The following is a 14,006-nucleotide window of genomic DNA, read 5'->3' as shown; positions in this document are numbered from 1 at the left end:
TCAACGTACGCAGATAAGGTCGCAACGCTGCTCTTGCAACCCCTGGGAAAAACTGGTGCCCTTTGCGGGAATCGGACCCGCGACCTCTCCCTTACCAAGGGAGTGCTCTACCACTGAGCCAAAAGGGCTTTTGCCTAACCTGCATCAAACTCGGTCTCTGGAGCGGGAGACGGGAATCGAACCCGCGTCATCAGCTTGGAAGGCTGGGGTTCTACCATTGAACTACTCCCGCATCGGGGGCACTTCAAGGCACCCAAAGCGCTAGATCCAATCGCTCTTAGAAACCAAATTCATCGCTGGTGGAGAGGGCTGGATTCGAACCAGCGTACTCGTTAGAGGGCAGATTTACAGTCTGCTGCCATTAACCACTCGGCCACCTCTCCGGCGAACCTCGAAATATAGCACGGTTTTGTGACTATGCAGAAACCCGAGCACCAAAAGGAGCGAAGGAAACCGTTCGAGGAATGAACTGCGGGCGATTATCCGCGAATTTTCAGGCCCCCTTCTGGTGCTCCTCGCGCCAGGCACGCGCTTCGCTGAAATGACCGCATCCGATGAACGGCACGGGCGGGCGCAACGCCGAGAGCGGCGACGGATGATTCGACATCAGCACCTTATGGCGGCCAACGTCGATCAACGCACGCTTACTCTGGGCGTGCGAGCCCCATAGCATGAAAACAACAGGCTTGGGACCGTCGGAAACATGGCGGATCACCGCGTCCGTGAGCACCTCCCAACCGCGGCCCGAATGGCTGGCCGGCTGGGCTTCCTCGACCGTGAGGCAGGTGTTGAGCAGCAGCACGCCGTGCGTCGCCCACTTCACCAGGCTGCCGCCCGGGTTCGGGAACGGCGGCGGCGGCGTGCCGAGGTCGCGCTGGAGCTCCTTGAAGATGTTGCGCAGCGAGGGCGGCAGCGCCACGCCGGGCGCCACCGAGAAGGCCAGTCCCTCGGCCTGCCCGCGCCCGTGGTACGGGTCCTGGCCCAGGATCACGACACGCACGTCCTCGGGCGGCGTGAGCGCCAGCGCGCGCAGCGGCTGCGGCGGGAAGATCACCGTGCCCGCATCGAGGCGCTCGCGCAGGAAGGCCTGCAGCTTCTGCCCCACGGCACCGCCGAAGAAGCCGTCGACCAGCGGCTGCCAACCAGGCGCCACCGGCCAGTCTGCAGGATCGCTGCTCGACAGCTGATCCGCGGCGCTCATTCGAACAACGCCGCGAGGGCCTCGCCAGGTTCCTCGGCGCGCATGAAGGCCTCGCCGACCAGGAAGGCATGGACGCCCGCGGCGCGCAGCGTGGCGACGTCCTCGCGCGTGGCGATGCCCGACTCGGTCACCGCGAGGCGCTCCTTCGGCAGGCCCGGCAGCAGGTCGATGGTGGCCTGGATCGAGACCTCGAAATTGCGCAGGTTGCGGTTGTTGACGCCCACCAAAGGGGTCTTGAGCCGCAGCGCGCGCTCGAGCTCGGCCGCATCGTGCACCTCGACCAGCACCGCCATGCCCAGGCCGTGCGCGATGGCCTCGAAGTCCTTCATCTGCGCATCGTCGAGGCAGGCCGCGATCAGCAGGATCGCATCGGCGCCGATCGCGCGCGACTCGTACACCTGGTAGGCGTCGACGATGAAGTCCTTGCGCAGCACCGGCAGCTCGCACGAGGCGCGCGCCTGCTTCAGGTAGTCGATGCCGCCCTGGAAGAACTGCTTGTCGGTCAGCACCGAGAGGCAGGCCGCGCTGATCTTCCCGTCGCCTTCGGCATAGCTCTGCGCGATGTCGGCCGGAATGAAATCGGCGCGCAGCACGCCCTTGCTCGGGCTGGCCTTCTTGACTTCGGCGATCACGGCGGCGTGGCCGGCCGCGATCTTGGCGCGCAGCGCGCCTTCGAAATCGCGCGTCAGCACGCGGCTTTCGGCATCGAAGCGAACCGCCTCCAGCGGGCTGCGCCGTTTCGCGGCGGCCACTTCCTGGTGCTTGACGGCAACGATCTTGTCGAGGATGTCGGACATGGCTTCTCTCTTGCTCCTGGATTCCCGGCTCAGACCGAGGTGGTGACCCGCACCAGCTCGGCGAGCTTCGCCTTGGCGGCGCCCGAGGCGATGGCCTCGCGCGAACGCGTCACGCCCGCGGCCACCGAATCGACCACGTTGGCCGCGTACAGCGCCGCGCCGGCATTGAGCAGCACGATGTCGAGCGCCGGGCCGGCCTGATTGTCGAGCACGCCCAGCAGCATCGCCTTCGACTGCTCGGGCGTCTCCACGCGCAGCGCGCGATTGCTCGACATCTGGAAGCCGAAGTCCTCGGGGTGCAGCTCGTACTCGCTGATCTCGCCGTTCTTGAGCTCGCCCACCAGCGTGGCCGCGCCCAGCGAGATCTCGTCCATGCCGTCGCGGCCGTAGACCACCATCGCATGCTCGGTGCCCAGGCGCTGCAACGCGCGCACCTGGATGCCCACCAGGTCGGGATGGAACACGCCCATCAGGATGTTGGGCGCGCCGGCCGGGTTGGTCAGCGGGCCCAGGATGTTGAAGATGGTCTTGATGCCGAGCTCCTTGCGCACCGGTGCCACGTTCTTCATCGCCGGATGGTGGTTCGGCGCGAACATGAAGCCGATGCCCGACTGCTCGATCGAGCGCGCGATCTGCTCGGGCTTGAGGTTGATGTTGACGCCCAGCGACTCCAGCACGTCGGCACTGCCCGACTTGCTCGACACGCTGCGCCCGCCGTGCTTGCTGACCTTGGCGCCGGCCGCGGCCGCGACGAACATCGAGCAGGTCGAGATGTTGAAGGTGTGCGAACCGTCGCCGCCGGTGCCCACGATGTCGACCAGGTTCGTGGTGTCGGCCACCGCCACCTTGGTCGACACCTCGCGCATCACCTGCGCGGCGGCGGTGATCTCGCCGATGGTTTCCTTCTTCACGCGCAGGCCGGTGATCAGCGCGGCCATCATCACGGGCGAGCACTCGCCGCTCATGATGAGCCGCACGATGTGCAGCATCTCGTCGTGGAAGACTTCGCGGTGCTCGATGGTGCGCTGCAGCGCTTCCTGGGGGGTGATCATGGAAAGTCTCCTCGGGATGAATCAGCGGCCGATGCGCGCCGCGGGGGCGTCGGTGAACGCGAGCTTGAGGCCGAAGCCGATGAAAAGAAGGCCGGCGGCGCGGTCGAGCCAGTGCATGCCCTTCTGCACGGCACCGCGGCGCGCCATCCAGCCCGCCGCCAGCGCCCAGCCCACGTTGACGGGGATCGCGTTGAGGTTGAACAGCACGCCGAGCAGCACGAAGTACAGCGCCTTGTGGTCGGCCCCGGGCGCGATGAACTGCGGCACGAAGGCCAGGAAGAACAGCGCCACCTTGGGGTTGAGCACGTTGGTCCAGAAGCCGCCGAGGAAGATCGCCTTGAGGCTGCGCGTTGCGGTGGCGGCCGCGGCCTGCGCCAGGTCGGTGGGCGGCGCGGCGCGCGACAGCAGCATGCGAACGCCCAGGTACAGCAGGTAGGCCGCGCCGATGTACTTGAGCACGGTGAAGGCCGCGGCCGAGGTCGCCATCAGCGTGCCGACGCCGATGGCCGCCGCGAAGATGTGGACGAAGCAGCCGGCGGTGATGCCGAGCCCGGCGACGATGCCGGCGCGCACGCCCGAGCGCAGCGAGTGGGTGACCACGTAGAGCACGTCGGGACCCGGCGTCAGGTTCAGCAGCCAGCCGGCGGCGATGAAGGCCAGCAGATGGGGAAGATCGGGCATCGCGTTCTCCTCTCCTCGAACGACGGATCAGGCGGCGAAGTAGGCCCGGATCGCGGCCACCGCGCGGTCGACGCCGGCGGCATCGACATCGAGGTGCGTCACGAAGCGCAGCCGGTACAGACCCGTGGCAAGGATGCCCTGGCGCTCGAGGCTCTCGATCAGCCCCGCCGAGCGCGCCTTGGCCTCGCCCTCGAGGTCGACGAAGACGATGTTGGTGTGCGGCATCTCGAGCTTCAGCCCCTCGATGCCCGCGAGCCCCTGCGCGAGGCGCAGCGCCAGCGCATGGTCGTCGGCCAGCCGGTCGACGTGGTGCTCGAGCGCATGCGCGGCCGCTGCCGCGAGCAGCCCGGCCTGGCGCATGCCGCCGCCCGCCATCTTGCGGATGCGGTGGGCGCGCGCGATGAAGTCGCGCGAACCGACCAGCGCCGAGCCGATCGGCGCGCCCAGGCCCTTGCTGAAGCACACCGACACGCTGTCGAAGCACTGCGCGATGCGGCGCGCCTCCGCGCGCACGTCAGTGCTTCCGCTCTGCGCAGCCTGCGCGGTCGCCGCGTTGAAGAGTCGCGCGCCGTCCAGGTGCCGCTGCAGCCCGTGGCGCGCGGCCAGTTCGGTCGCTGCCTGCACGTAGTCGAAGGGCAGCAGCTTGCCGCCCAGCGTGTTCTCGAGCGCCAGCAGCCGGGTGCGCGCGAAATGCGCGTCGTCGGGCTTGATCGCCGCCTCGATCTGCGCGAGCGGCAGCGTGCCGTCGGCCGCATGGTCCAGCGGCTGCGGCTGCACGCTTCCGAACACCGCCGCGCCGCCGCCTTCCCAGCGGTAGCAGTGCGCCATCTGGCCCACGATGTACTCGTCGCCGCGGCCGCAATGCGCGAGGATCGCGCTGAGGTTGCTTTGCGTGCCGGTCGGCACGAACAGCGCCGCCTCGAAGCCCAGCAGCGCCGCGATCTTCTCCTGCAGCGCGTTCACGCTCGGATCGGTGCCGAAGACGTCGTCGCCCAGCGGCGCCGCCATCATGGCCTCGCGCATCGCGGGCGTGGGTTGGGTGACGGTGTCGCTGCGAAGGTCGACGATGGCGCTGCGGTCGGTCATGGCTTCAGTCCAGGAAGTTCTTGAGCATGGCGTGGCCATGCTCGGTGAGTATCGATTCGGGGTGGAACTGCACGCCTTCGATGCGCACGTCGTGCGCATACCCGGTGTGCCGCACCCCCATGATCTCGCCGTCGTCGGTCCAGGCCGTGACGGCCAGCGCCTCGGGGCAGCTCGCGCGCTCGATCGACAGCGAGTGGTAGCGGTTGACGACGAAGGTCTTCGGCAGCCCCGCGAACACGCCCTCCTGCGTGGTCGTGATCTCGCTGGTCTTGCCGTGCATGAGCTGCTGCGCGCGCACGATCCTGCCGCCGAAGGCCGCGCCGATGGCCTGGTGGCCGAGGCACACGCCGAGAATGGGCAGCTTGCCCGCGAAGGCCTCGATGGCTGCCACCGAGACGCCCGCCTCCGCCGGCGAGCACGGCCCCGGCGACACCACCAGCCGCGTCACGCCCGAGGCGATCAGCTCGCCGATCTGCGCGACCGTGATCTCGTCGTTGCGGTGCACCTGCACGTCCGCGCCCAGCTCGCCGAAGTACTGGACGATGTTGTAGGTGAAGCTGTCGTAGTTGTCGATCATGAGGAGCTTCATGACTGGCCTTTCGAATACGGACTTCCGGACGCAGAGGACGCGAAGGATTCGCGAAGAACGCGAAAGGAATTCAAAGAAGAATGAAAAAGAAAATTCAGGGCTCCACTCATAGCTTGTTCACCATTCTCTGGATGCCTTTGACGACGGGAAATGCGTGGAAGTTGATCAACAGCCCCAGCTTCAGTCCCGACAAGCGCAGATAGGACAACAGTTGCGCGCGATGCAGGTCGGCCAGGACATCGATGGCCTTGAGCTCTACGATCACTGAGTCCTCGACAACGAAATCTGCGCGATACGCAACACCCACGCTACGGCCCTTGTAGTACGCGGTGATGGGCACCTCGCGTTCGAACCGGAGCTCTCGTTCATTCAATTCGACCGCCAACGCCGCTGCGTAGGCGCTTTCAAGCAAGCCCACACCCAGCACTCGTTGCACCTCGACAGCCGCCCCGATGATGTCGTGCGAGAAGTCATCTAAAAAATTCTTGTCTTCCTTTTGCGTCCTTCGCGAATCCTTCGCGTCCTCTGCGTCCGGCTGCCCGTATTCGGAATTCATTCCAACCCCTCCTCAACAAGCTCCGCCGCCCGCAGCAGCGCGCGCGCCTTGGCCTCGGTTTCCTTCCACTCGAGCTCGGGGACCGAATCGGCCACCACGCCGGCCGCGGCCTGCACGTGCAGCACCTGGTCCTTCACGATGCCGGTGCGGATCGCGATCGCGACGTCCATGTCACCCGCGTAGCTGATGTAGCCGCAGGCGCCGCCGTACAGGCCGCGCTTGGTGGGCTCGAGCTGGTCGATCAGTTCCATCGCATGCACCTTGGGCGCGCCGGTCAAGGTGCCGGCCGGGAAGGTGGCCTTGAGCACGTCGATGGCGGTCATGCCGTCCTTCAGCGTGCCCTCGACGTTGCTCACGATGTGCATCACGTGGCTGTAGCGCTCCACCGCGAAGGCTTCCGTCACCTTCACCGTGCCGGTCTTGGCGATGCGGCCGATGTCGTTGCGCGCGAGGTCGATCAGCATCACGTGCTCGGCGCGTTCCTTCGGATCGTTGATGAGTTCGACCTCGGCCGCCTTGTCGAGCTCGATCGACGCGCCGCGCGGGCGCGTGCCGGCCAGCGGGCGGATGGTGATCTTCTGCTCGCCCTCGCCGGTGTTCTCCTGGCGCACCAGGATCTCGGGCGAGGCGCCCACCACGTGGAAGTCGCCCAGGTGGTAGTAGTACATGTAGGGCGAGGGATTGAGCGAGCGCAGCGCGCGGTACAGCGACAGCGGCGACTCGGTGTAGCGCTTGCTGATGCGCTGCCCCACCTGCACCTGCATGAAGTCGCCGGCGGCGATCATCTCCTTGGCGCGCTCCACCGCCGCGAGGTAGTCGGCCTTGGCGAAGCTGCGCTCGGCCGGATGCGGCTGCGTGGGCTTCACGATCGGCGCGCTCACCGAGTACTTGAGCTTCTCCTTGAGCTCGCGCAGCCGGCGCTTGGCGTTGGCATAGGCCTCGGGCTGCTTCGGATCGGCATAGACGATCAGGTAGAGCTTGCCCGAGAGGTTGTCGATGACCGCCAGTTCCTCGCACTGCAGCAGCAGGATGTCGGGGCAGCCCAGCGTGTCGGGCGGGCAGCTCTTCTCGAGCTTGCGCTCGATGTGGCGCACGGTGTCGTAGCCGAAGTAGCCGGCCAGCCCGCCGCAGAAGCGCGGCAGCCCGGGCCGCAGCGCGACCTTGAAACGCTTCTGGTACTGCGCCACGAAGTCCAGCGGATTGCCCGCGGCGGTCTCGACCACCTGGCCGTCGGTCACGACCTCGGTGACGGCTTCGGCGCCGAAGCCGCTGGCGCGCAGCAGGGTGCGCGCCGGCAGGCCGATGAAGCTGTAGCGGCCGAAGCGCTCGCCGCCCACGACCGATTCGAGCAGGAAGCTGTGCTTGCCGCCGCCCTGCGAATGGGCCAGCTTGAGGTACAGGGACAGGGGGGTTTCGAGGTCGGCAAAGGCCTCGGCCATCAGCGGGATGCGGTTGTAGCCCTGGGCGCTGAGGCTCTTGAATTCGAGTTCGGTGATCACGTGTCGTTCTCCGGAAAGCCGGCCCGGCGCGCTTTCATCGGCCGGGAGCGGTCTCATTCACAAACAGAGGAGGTGGTTCGGCGTCGATGCGTCCGGAACCGCGGGCGCACGGCGTGCGCCGTGCAATCAAACAGGCAGCGTCGATGGCGTACGCCAGGGCCAGGCTCCCCGGCTGCCTTCACCTGTTTGATGGATGTGATGAACGAACATGAGGGCCGGAGTTTAGCCCACGCGAACGAAGCCGCGCGCAAACCCGCGCTTCAGGGTTCGTCCGGAGCCGGCGCGATAGAACGAAAAGATACATTCGCACGACCGTTCGCAAATTCCAGAGGAGGCCGCCTTGTCCGCACGCTCGATCGCACTTCCGCTCGTGTCACGACCGCTCGCGCGCCTGTGCCTGCTGGCCGGTCTCGCGGCGGCGCTGGCCGTCGCCGCGCCCGCGCGCGCCGCCCCGGTCGAGGTCGCGGGCGTCAAGCTCGACGACAGCCTCGAGCTGCGCGGCACGCCGCTGCAACTCAATGGCGCCGGCGTGCGCTACAAGGCCATCCTCAAGGTCTACACGGCCGGCCTCTACATGGGCCGCAAGGCCTCGACCCCCGAGGAGGCGCAGGCCGTGCCCGGCCCGAAGCGCGTGGCGATCACCATGCTGCGCGACATCGACGCCAACGAGCTCGGCAAGCTCTTCATCAAGGGCGTGGAGGACAACTCGCCCAAGAGCGAGATGGGCCAGCTGATCCCCGGCCTCTTGCGCATGGGCCAGATGTTCGCCGACCAGAAGCAGCTCAAGGCCGGCGACACCTTCACCATCGACTGGCTGCCCGGCACCGGCACGCTGATCACGGTGCGCGGCGTGCCGCAGCCCGATCCCGTGAAGGAGCCCGCCTTCTTCAACGCGCTGCTGCGCATCTGGCTCGGCCCGAGCCCGGCCGACTGGAAGCTCAAGGACGCGCTGCTCGGCAAGCCGTCCTGAGCGGCGGCCAGCGCCTCAGTCGCGCGGCGCCGCCAGTTCGGCCAGCGAATCGACGAAGCCGTCGGCATCGACCGCGCGCACCGGCTCGCCGTGGTTGTAGCCGTAGGTGACCAGCACCACCGGACAGCCGGCCGCGCGCGCGGCGCGCGCATCGTTGCTCGAGTCGCCGATCATCAGCGTGCGCGCGGGCTGCGTGCCCAGCGCCTCGCAGGTCTTCAAAAGCGGCAGCGGATCGGGCTTCTTGCGCTCGAAGGCATCGCCGCCGAACACGCGTTCGAAGAAGCCATCGAGCCCCTTCTGGGCCAGCAGCGGCTTCGCGAAGGCGGTCGGCTTGTTCGTGAGGCAGGCCAGCTTCAGCCCCCGGTCGCGCAGCGCCTGCAGTCCCTCGACCACGCCCGGATACACCGCCGCATGCTGGCCGTTGATCGCGAGGTAGTGGTGCTGGTAGCGCTCCCAGCCGCGGTCGAACCGCGCCTGCGCGCTGGCCAGGGCGCCGGGTGTGTCGGCACCGTCCGCCGCGGCCACGTGCTGCAGCGCCGACAGGATCAGGTGCTCCGAACCCTTGCCGATCATCCGCTCGATGCGCTCGCGCGGCAGCGTGGCGAGGCCGAGGTCCTCGAGCATGCGGTTCAGGGCCACGGCGAAATCGCCGAGCGTGTCGATGGTGGTGCCGTCGAGGTCGACGATGGCGGCGTCGAAGCGGGTGAGGTCGAAATCGATGGAGTTCAAGGAAGAAGGGCTCATGGCGTTGCGAAGACTGCCCGCGACTTTACAGAGCCTCGCTGGATGACGTGGCTCACCACGCCATCGCCTCACCGCCGCCCTCACGCAGCGCGGCCGCATGGGCCAGGTTGGCCGCCACCATGTCCTCCATCGCGATCCCCATGGCCTTGTAGACCGTGATCTCGCGCGCATCGCGCCGGCCCGGCGAAGTGCCGAGCACGACCTCGCCGAGCGTGGTCGCGCGCCGGCGATCGCAGCCCGCGAGCTCGGCGCAACCCACGGGCACGGGCTCGAAGGCATCGAGCGTCTCCACGAACAGGCGCGCCTCGCGCGCGAGCGCCACCGGCAGTTCGCCCGCCGGCGGGTGGTAGCCGACCGAGCTCACGTGGGCGCCGGGCTTGAGCCACTCGGGCCGGATCACGGGCTGGGCGCTGTGGCTCGCGAGGCAGACGATGTCCGAGCCGCGCACCGCCGCCTCGATGTCCTCGCCGGCCCGCGCGAGCGGATGCCGCGCCGCGAGCCGCCGCGCCTCCTCGGGGTGCAGCGCGCAGACATGGATGCGCTCGAGGTCGCGCACCAGCGGCAGCAGCCGCAGGTGCTCGCGCGCCTGCACGCCCGCGCCCACGATGGTCGCGACGCGCGCGTCCGGGCGCGCCAGCAGCCGCGCCGACAGCACCGCCGAAGCGGCCGTGCGGATGCCGGTGATGAAGGTGCCGTCCATCACGCACGAGGCCATGCCGGTCTCGGGCTCGAACAGCAGGATCATCGCCAGGTGGTTCGGCAGCCCGAGCGCGAGGTTGCCGTCGAAGACGTTGACCACCTTGATCGCCATCTGCATGCCCGGGCGCCACGCCGGCATCGCGAGCGAGAAGCCCTGGCCCGGCACCGTGAGCTCGGGCCGCGCCGGCGACTGCACTTCGCCGCGTGCCAGTGCGCGAAAGCCGTCCTCGAGCCCATCGAGCAGCTCGCGCGGATCGAGAAGGCGCGCCACCTCGGCTTCGCTCAGCGTCATGACGCAGCGCGGACCCTTCTCGATCTCGAACGCGGCGGGCTGGTTGCTCATGTGAATCTCCTTCATTGATGTGAAGGGGAATTCTGCGAAGCCGCCCTGCTTCGCTCAATTGATTCGTTTCGCGTTGACGTGAAGCAAACTCACTCCTAGGATCGCCCGCATGCCGCTGCCCCTGTTCCTGCTCACGAAGCTGCGCGCCTTCGAGTCGGTGGCCCGCCACGGCAGTTTCAAGCGCGCGGCCGAGGAGCTGCACGTCACCCAGTCGGCCCTGAGCCACCATGTGCGCCATCTCGAGGCCGAGCTCGGCATGCCGCTGGTGCTGCGCTCGCACCGCCGCATCGAGCTCACGGCCGAAGGACGGCAGCTCTGCGCCGACTGCGCCCAGGGCTTCCAGGGCCTCGAGGCGGCAATCGACCGGCTGCGCCGCGCCGCGCGGCCCGACACCCTGGCGCTGAGCGTCGCCCCGTATTTCTCGGCACGCTGGCTCACGCCGCGCCTCGGGCGGCTCTGGGCGCGGCATCCGCGGCTGCATCTGCAGCTGCACCATGCCTACCAGCCCGCCGATTTCCTGCGCGATCCGGTCGATGCCGGCATCGGTTGGGGCGACGGACGCTGGCCCGGCGTCGAGGCCCGGCTGGTCGTGCCGGGCACGCTCACGCCCGTGTGCAGCCCGGCCTTCCTGGCCACGCTGCCGCGCAAGGTCAAGCCGCGCGACCTGCGCGGCCGCCGCCTGTTCCACGAGTTCGATGCCGCGCACTGGAGCGCCTGGTTCACGGCGGCGGGCGTGGACGCGGGCCCGCTCGACACCACCCGCATCGACGACTCCCACGCGCTGCGCCGCACCGCGCTCGACGGCCATGGCTTCGCGCTGTTCTTCACGGCGCTGGTGCGCGAGGACCTCGATGCCGGACTGCTGGTGGCGCCGTTCGCGCACACCGTCGATCCGGGGAGCGCCTACTACCTCGTGCGTCCCGCCGACCGCGCGCCGAGCGCGGCGCTGCAGTCGTTCACGCAGTGGCTCATGGACGAGGTGGCCAGCGCGCCCTTCGTCTGAGCGCGGCGTGCCGCGCTCAGCGCCCGGTCCAGACCGGCCTGCGCTTCTCGTTGAACGAGGCCAGCCCTTCCCTCGCATCCTGCGTGCCCGCGAGCAGCGCGATCTGCCCCTCGGTGAACGCGATGCCCTCGTCGAAGGACATGGCCTCGAGCGCGCGCATCGCGTACTTGCCGCGGCGGATCGCGGTCGGCGACTTGTCGGTCAGGCGCTCGAGCAGCCATTGCGTCTTCGCATCGAGCGCATCGGCCGGCACCACGTGGTTCAGCAGGCCGGCCTCCTTCGCCTCGGCCGCGCCGAAGGGCTCGCCGCTCAGGCACCACTCGCGCAGGGTGCGGCGCGGCACGATGCGCTGCAGCAGGCTCAGCACCTGCATCGGGAACAGGCCGATCTTCACTTCGGGCAGGCCGAACTGCACCGTGTCGGCGGCCACCGCGAGGTCGGTCATGCACAGGAGGCCGATGCCGCCGGCCATGCAGCTGCCGTTGATGCGCGCGATGCTCGGCAGGGTGCCGGCCTGCGTCTCGCGCAGCAGGTCGGCGTAGTCGAGCGTGGGCTGCGCGAGGTCGAACGCGAAGCCCGCGCCGGGCTGCAGGTCGCCGCCGGCGCAGAAGGCCTTCTCGCCCGCGCCGGTCAGCACGATGGCGCGCACCTCGGGATCGGCATGCGCGAGGCGCCAGCCTTCGCGCAGGCCGGCCACCACCTCGGCGTTGAGCGCGTTGCGCTTGTCGGGCCGGTTGATCGTGATCCAGAAGGCACGGTCGCGCTTCTCGTGCAGGACGGCGGCGGTGCTCATGAAGCGGCTCCTTCGGCAACGGGGGCATCGACCTCGATTTCGGCCACGACACGCCGCGCCTCGACCTGGTCGCCGATGCGCACATGCAGCGCGGCCAGCCGGCCACTCACCGGCGCGGCATGCACATGCTCCATCTTCATGGCCTCGAGCGTGAGCAGCGGCTGCCCCGCGCGCACGACCTGGCCGGGCTCGGCCAGCACCGCGACCACGCGGCCGTTCATGGAGGCGCGCAGCTTGCCGTCGCCGCCGCCCGCGACGCCCTGGCGTTCGGAAGCCGCGCGCGTGGTGTCCTCGATGCGCAGCGCACGGTCGCGGTACTGCAGCCACAGCAAGGTGCCGTCGCGCCAGTACGCGGCGCTCTCGTGCACGCCATCGCAGGCGAAGCGCACGCTGTCGTCGCCGTGCTCGATCAGTTCGATCGCAAAGGCCTGCGCATCGAGCCTGACCTGGAACCGGCGCGACGCGATCAACGCGACGCTCGCATGCCGCGTCTGTCCCGCGAGTTCGAAGCGCAGCGAGATCGGCAGCTTGTGCGGCAGCCGCCGCGCCTGCGTGTCGTCGGCGCGCTCGTACAGCAGCACCGCCGCGAGTGCGGCCGCGCGTGCGGCCGCGGCCTCGTCGGCCCGCAGCAGCGCCGCCTGGTGCTCGCCGATGAAGGCCGTGGTGGCACCGCCCGCCGCGAACACCGGGTGCACGAGGCAGGCGCGCAGGAAGGCCTGGTTGGTGGTCACGCCCAGCGCCACCGCGTCCTCGAGCCCCGTGGCCAGCTTGCGCCGCGCCTCCTCGCGCGTGCGGCCATGGGCCACGAGCTTGGCGATCATCGAGTCGTAGTACGGCGGCACCTCGGCGCCCGAATGCAGCGCATGCTCGGCGCGCAGTTGCGGCGGCATCTTCCACAGCGCGAGCGTGCCGCTCTGCGGCACGAAGCCCTGCGCCGCATCTTCCGCGCACAGCCGCACCTCGATCGCATGGCCCTCGAAGCGCACGTCCTGCTGCGCGAGCGGCAGCGGCTCGCCCGCGGCCACGCGCAGTTGCAGTTCCACCAGGTCGAGGCCGGTCACGGCCTCGGTCACCGGATGCTCGACCTGCAGCCGCGTGTTCATCTCCATGAAGTAGAAGTTGCCGCCGCCGTCGAGCAGGAACTCGAGCGTGCCCGCGCCCTCGTAGCGGATCGCCTTTACGGCCGCCACCGCGGCCGCGCCCATGCGTTCGCGCAGCGCGCCGTCCACCGCCGGCGAGGGCGCCTCCTCGATCAGCTTCTGGTGCCGCCGCTGTACCGAGCAATCGCGCTCGCCCAGGTGGATGGCATGGCCGTGGCGGTCGGCGAAGACCTGGATCTCGATGTGCCGCGGCTGCGCGATCGCTCGCTCGAGGATCACCTCGGGATCGCCGAAGGCGCTCTGCGCCTCCGAGCGCGCGCTGCGCAGCAGGGGCGCGAATTCGTCGGCCGATGGCACCAGCCGCATGCCGCGCCCGCCGCCGCCGGCCGTGGCCTTGATCATCACCGGGAAGCCGATGCGCGCGGCCTCCCGCGCGAGCCGCTCCTCGCCCTGGTCCTCGCCCTGGTAGCCCGGAATGCAGGGCACGCCCGCGGCCTGCATCAACGCCTTGGCACCGGCCTTGTGGCCCATGGCCTCGATGGCCTCGGCCGAGGGGCCGATGAAGACCAGCCCGGCCTGTGCGCACGCACGCGCGAAGGCGGCGTTCTCGGCCAGGAAGCCGTAGCCCGGGTGCACCGCGTCGGCGCCGGTGCGACGCGCGGCCTCGACGATGGCCTCGATGCGCAGGTAGGACCGCGCGGGCAGCGCCTCGCCGATGCACACGGCCTGGTCGGCCTCGCGCACGTGGCGCGCGTTGGCATCGGCGCTCGAATACACCGCCACCGTGCGATAGCCAAGGGCGCGCGCGCTGCGCATCACGCGCAGCGCGATCTCGCCGCGATTGGCGATCAGGATCTTGTGGAAGGGCGTGGCCTGGGTCATGGACTGTTCCC

The 14,006-nt window shown here is 69.1% G+C and carries 14 protein-coding genes and 3 tRNA genes; 2 read left to right on the top strand and 15 right to left on the bottom strand.

What is annotated here, in order from left to right; all coding sequences use genetic code 11:
- Positions 1-53 precede the first annotated feature (53 nt).
- The 11 genes from INQ48_04125 to INQ48_04075 all read right to left on the bottom strand — a co-directional run bounded on the left by INQ48_04125 (position 54) and on the right by INQ48_04075 (position 7,461).
- Positions 54-128: transfer RNA gene (locus INQ48_04125), tRNA-Thr, on the bottom strand.
- Positions 129-158: 30 nt separating this feature from the next.
- Positions 159-232: transfer RNA gene (locus INQ48_04120), tRNA-Gly, on the bottom strand.
- A gap of 65 nt (positions 233-297) precedes the next feature.
- A tRNA-Tyr gene (locus INQ48_04115) sits at positions 298-383 on the bottom strand.
- Between the two features lie 110 nt (positions 384-493).
- Positions 494-1,201: a uracil-DNA glycosylase gene (locus INQ48_04110; protein QRF58454.1), complete on the bottom strand. Its 708-nt coding sequence runs from the start codon at positions 1,199-1,201 to the stop codon at positions 494-496.
- On the bottom strand, positions 1,198-1,998 hold the full coding sequence (trpC, locus tag INQ48_04105) for an indole-3-glycerol phosphate synthase TrpC (GenBank protein QRF58453.1): 801 nt from the start codon (positions 1,996-1,998) through the stop codon (positions 1,198-1,200). Before trpC ends, INQ48_04110 begins: the two co-directional genes overlap by 4 nt.
- 29 nt (positions 1,999-2,027) lie before the next feature.
- Positions 2,028-3,050: an anthranilate phosphoribosyltransferase gene (gene trpD / locus INQ48_04100; protein QRF58452.1), complete on the bottom strand. Its 1,023-nt coding sequence runs from the start codon at positions 3,048-3,050 to the stop codon at positions 2,028-2,030.
- A gap of 21 nt (positions 3,051-3,071) precedes the next feature.
- Positions 3,072-3,731, bottom strand: a complete 660-nt coding sequence (locus INQ48_04095) for a LysE family translocator (GenBank protein ID QRF58451.1) — start codon at positions 3,729-3,731, stop codon at positions 3,072-3,074.
- 27 nt (positions 3,732-3,758) lie between these two features.
- On the bottom strand, positions 3,759-4,817 hold the full coding sequence (ltaE, locus tag INQ48_04090; GenBank protein ID QRF58450.1) for a low-specificity L-threonine aldolase: 1,059 nt from the start codon (positions 4,815-4,817) through the stop codon (positions 3,759-3,761).
- A gap of 4 nt (positions 4,818-4,821) precedes the next feature.
- Positions 4,822-5,406: an aminodeoxychorismate/anthranilate synthase component II gene (locus INQ48_04085; protein QRF58449.1), complete on the bottom strand. Its 585-nt coding sequence runs from the start codon at positions 5,404-5,406 to the stop codon at positions 4,822-4,824.
- A gap of 106 nt (positions 5,407-5,512) precedes the next feature.
- Complete coding sequence (locus INQ48_04080; GenBank protein QRF58448.1) at positions 5,513-5,962, bottom strand: GxxExxY protein; 450 nt, start codon at positions 5,960-5,962, stop codon at positions 5,513-5,515.
- Positions 5,959-7,461 carry an anthranilate synthase component I gene (locus INQ48_04075; GenBank protein QRF58447.1) on the bottom strand — a complete coding sequence of 501 codons (1,503 nt, stop codon included), beginning with the start codon at positions 7,459-7,461 and terminating at the stop codon, positions 5,959-5,961. The genes INQ48_04080 and INQ48_04075 overlap by 4 nt, the downstream gene beginning before the upstream one ends.
- 355 nt (positions 7,462-7,816) lie before the next feature.
- Between INQ48_04075 and INQ48_04070 the strand changes: the two genes are divergently transcribed.
- Entirely contained in the window at positions 7,817-8,431 is a 615-nt protein-coding gene (locus tag INQ48_04070) for a chalcone isomerase family protein (protein ID QRF60601.1), read from the top strand.
- Between the two features lie 15 nt (positions 8,432-8,446).
- On the opposite strand, the gene INQ48_04065 is transcribed toward INQ48_04070, so the two are convergent.
- Complete coding sequence (locus tag INQ48_04065) at positions 8,447-9,175, bottom strand: phosphoglycolate phosphatase (GenBank protein QRF58446.1); 729 nt, start codon at positions 9,173-9,175, stop codon at positions 8,447-8,449.
- A gap of 52 nt (positions 9,176-9,227) precedes the next feature.
- Positions 9,228-10,217, bottom strand: a complete 990-nt coding sequence (locus tag INQ48_04060) for an ornithine cyclodeaminase family protein (protein QRF58445.1) — start codon at positions 10,215-10,217, stop codon at positions 9,228-9,230.
- Positions 10,218-10,326: 109 nt separating this feature from the next.
- Between INQ48_04060 and INQ48_04055 the strand changes: the two genes are divergently transcribed.
- Complete coding sequence (locus INQ48_04055) at positions 10,327-11,220, top strand: LysR family transcriptional regulator (GenBank protein ID QRF58444.1); 894 nt, start codon at positions 10,327-10,329, stop codon at positions 11,218-11,220.
- A 16-nt stretch (positions 11,221-11,236) separates the two neighbouring features.
- Here INQ48_04055 and INQ48_04050 read toward each other — a convergent pair whose 3' ends face one another.
- Together INQ48_04050 and INQ48_04045 are read right to left on the bottom strand one after the other, a co-directional pair.
- Positions 11,237-12,013, bottom strand: a complete 777-nt coding sequence (locus INQ48_04050) for an enoyl-CoA hydratase/isomerase family protein (protein ID QRF58443.1) — start codon at positions 12,011-12,013, stop codon at positions 11,237-11,239.
- Positions 12,010-13,995, bottom strand: coding sequence for an acetyl-CoA carboxylase biotin carboxylase subunit (locus INQ48_04045; GenBank protein ID QRF58442.1), 1,986 nt, complete (start codon positions 13,993-13,995; stop codon positions 12,010-12,012). Before INQ48_04045 ends, INQ48_04050 begins: the two co-directional genes overlap by 4 nt.
- Positions 13,996-14,006 lie beyond the last annotated feature (11 nt).

Source organism: Variovorax paradoxus, assembly GCA_016806145.1.
Taxonomy (GTDB): domain Bacteria; phylum Pseudomonadota; class Gammaproteobacteria; order Burkholderiales; family Burkholderiaceae_C; genus Variovorax.
The sequence above is the reverse complement of the archived record's forward strand: the minus strand, read 5'-3'. Positions and strand labels throughout refer to the sequence as shown.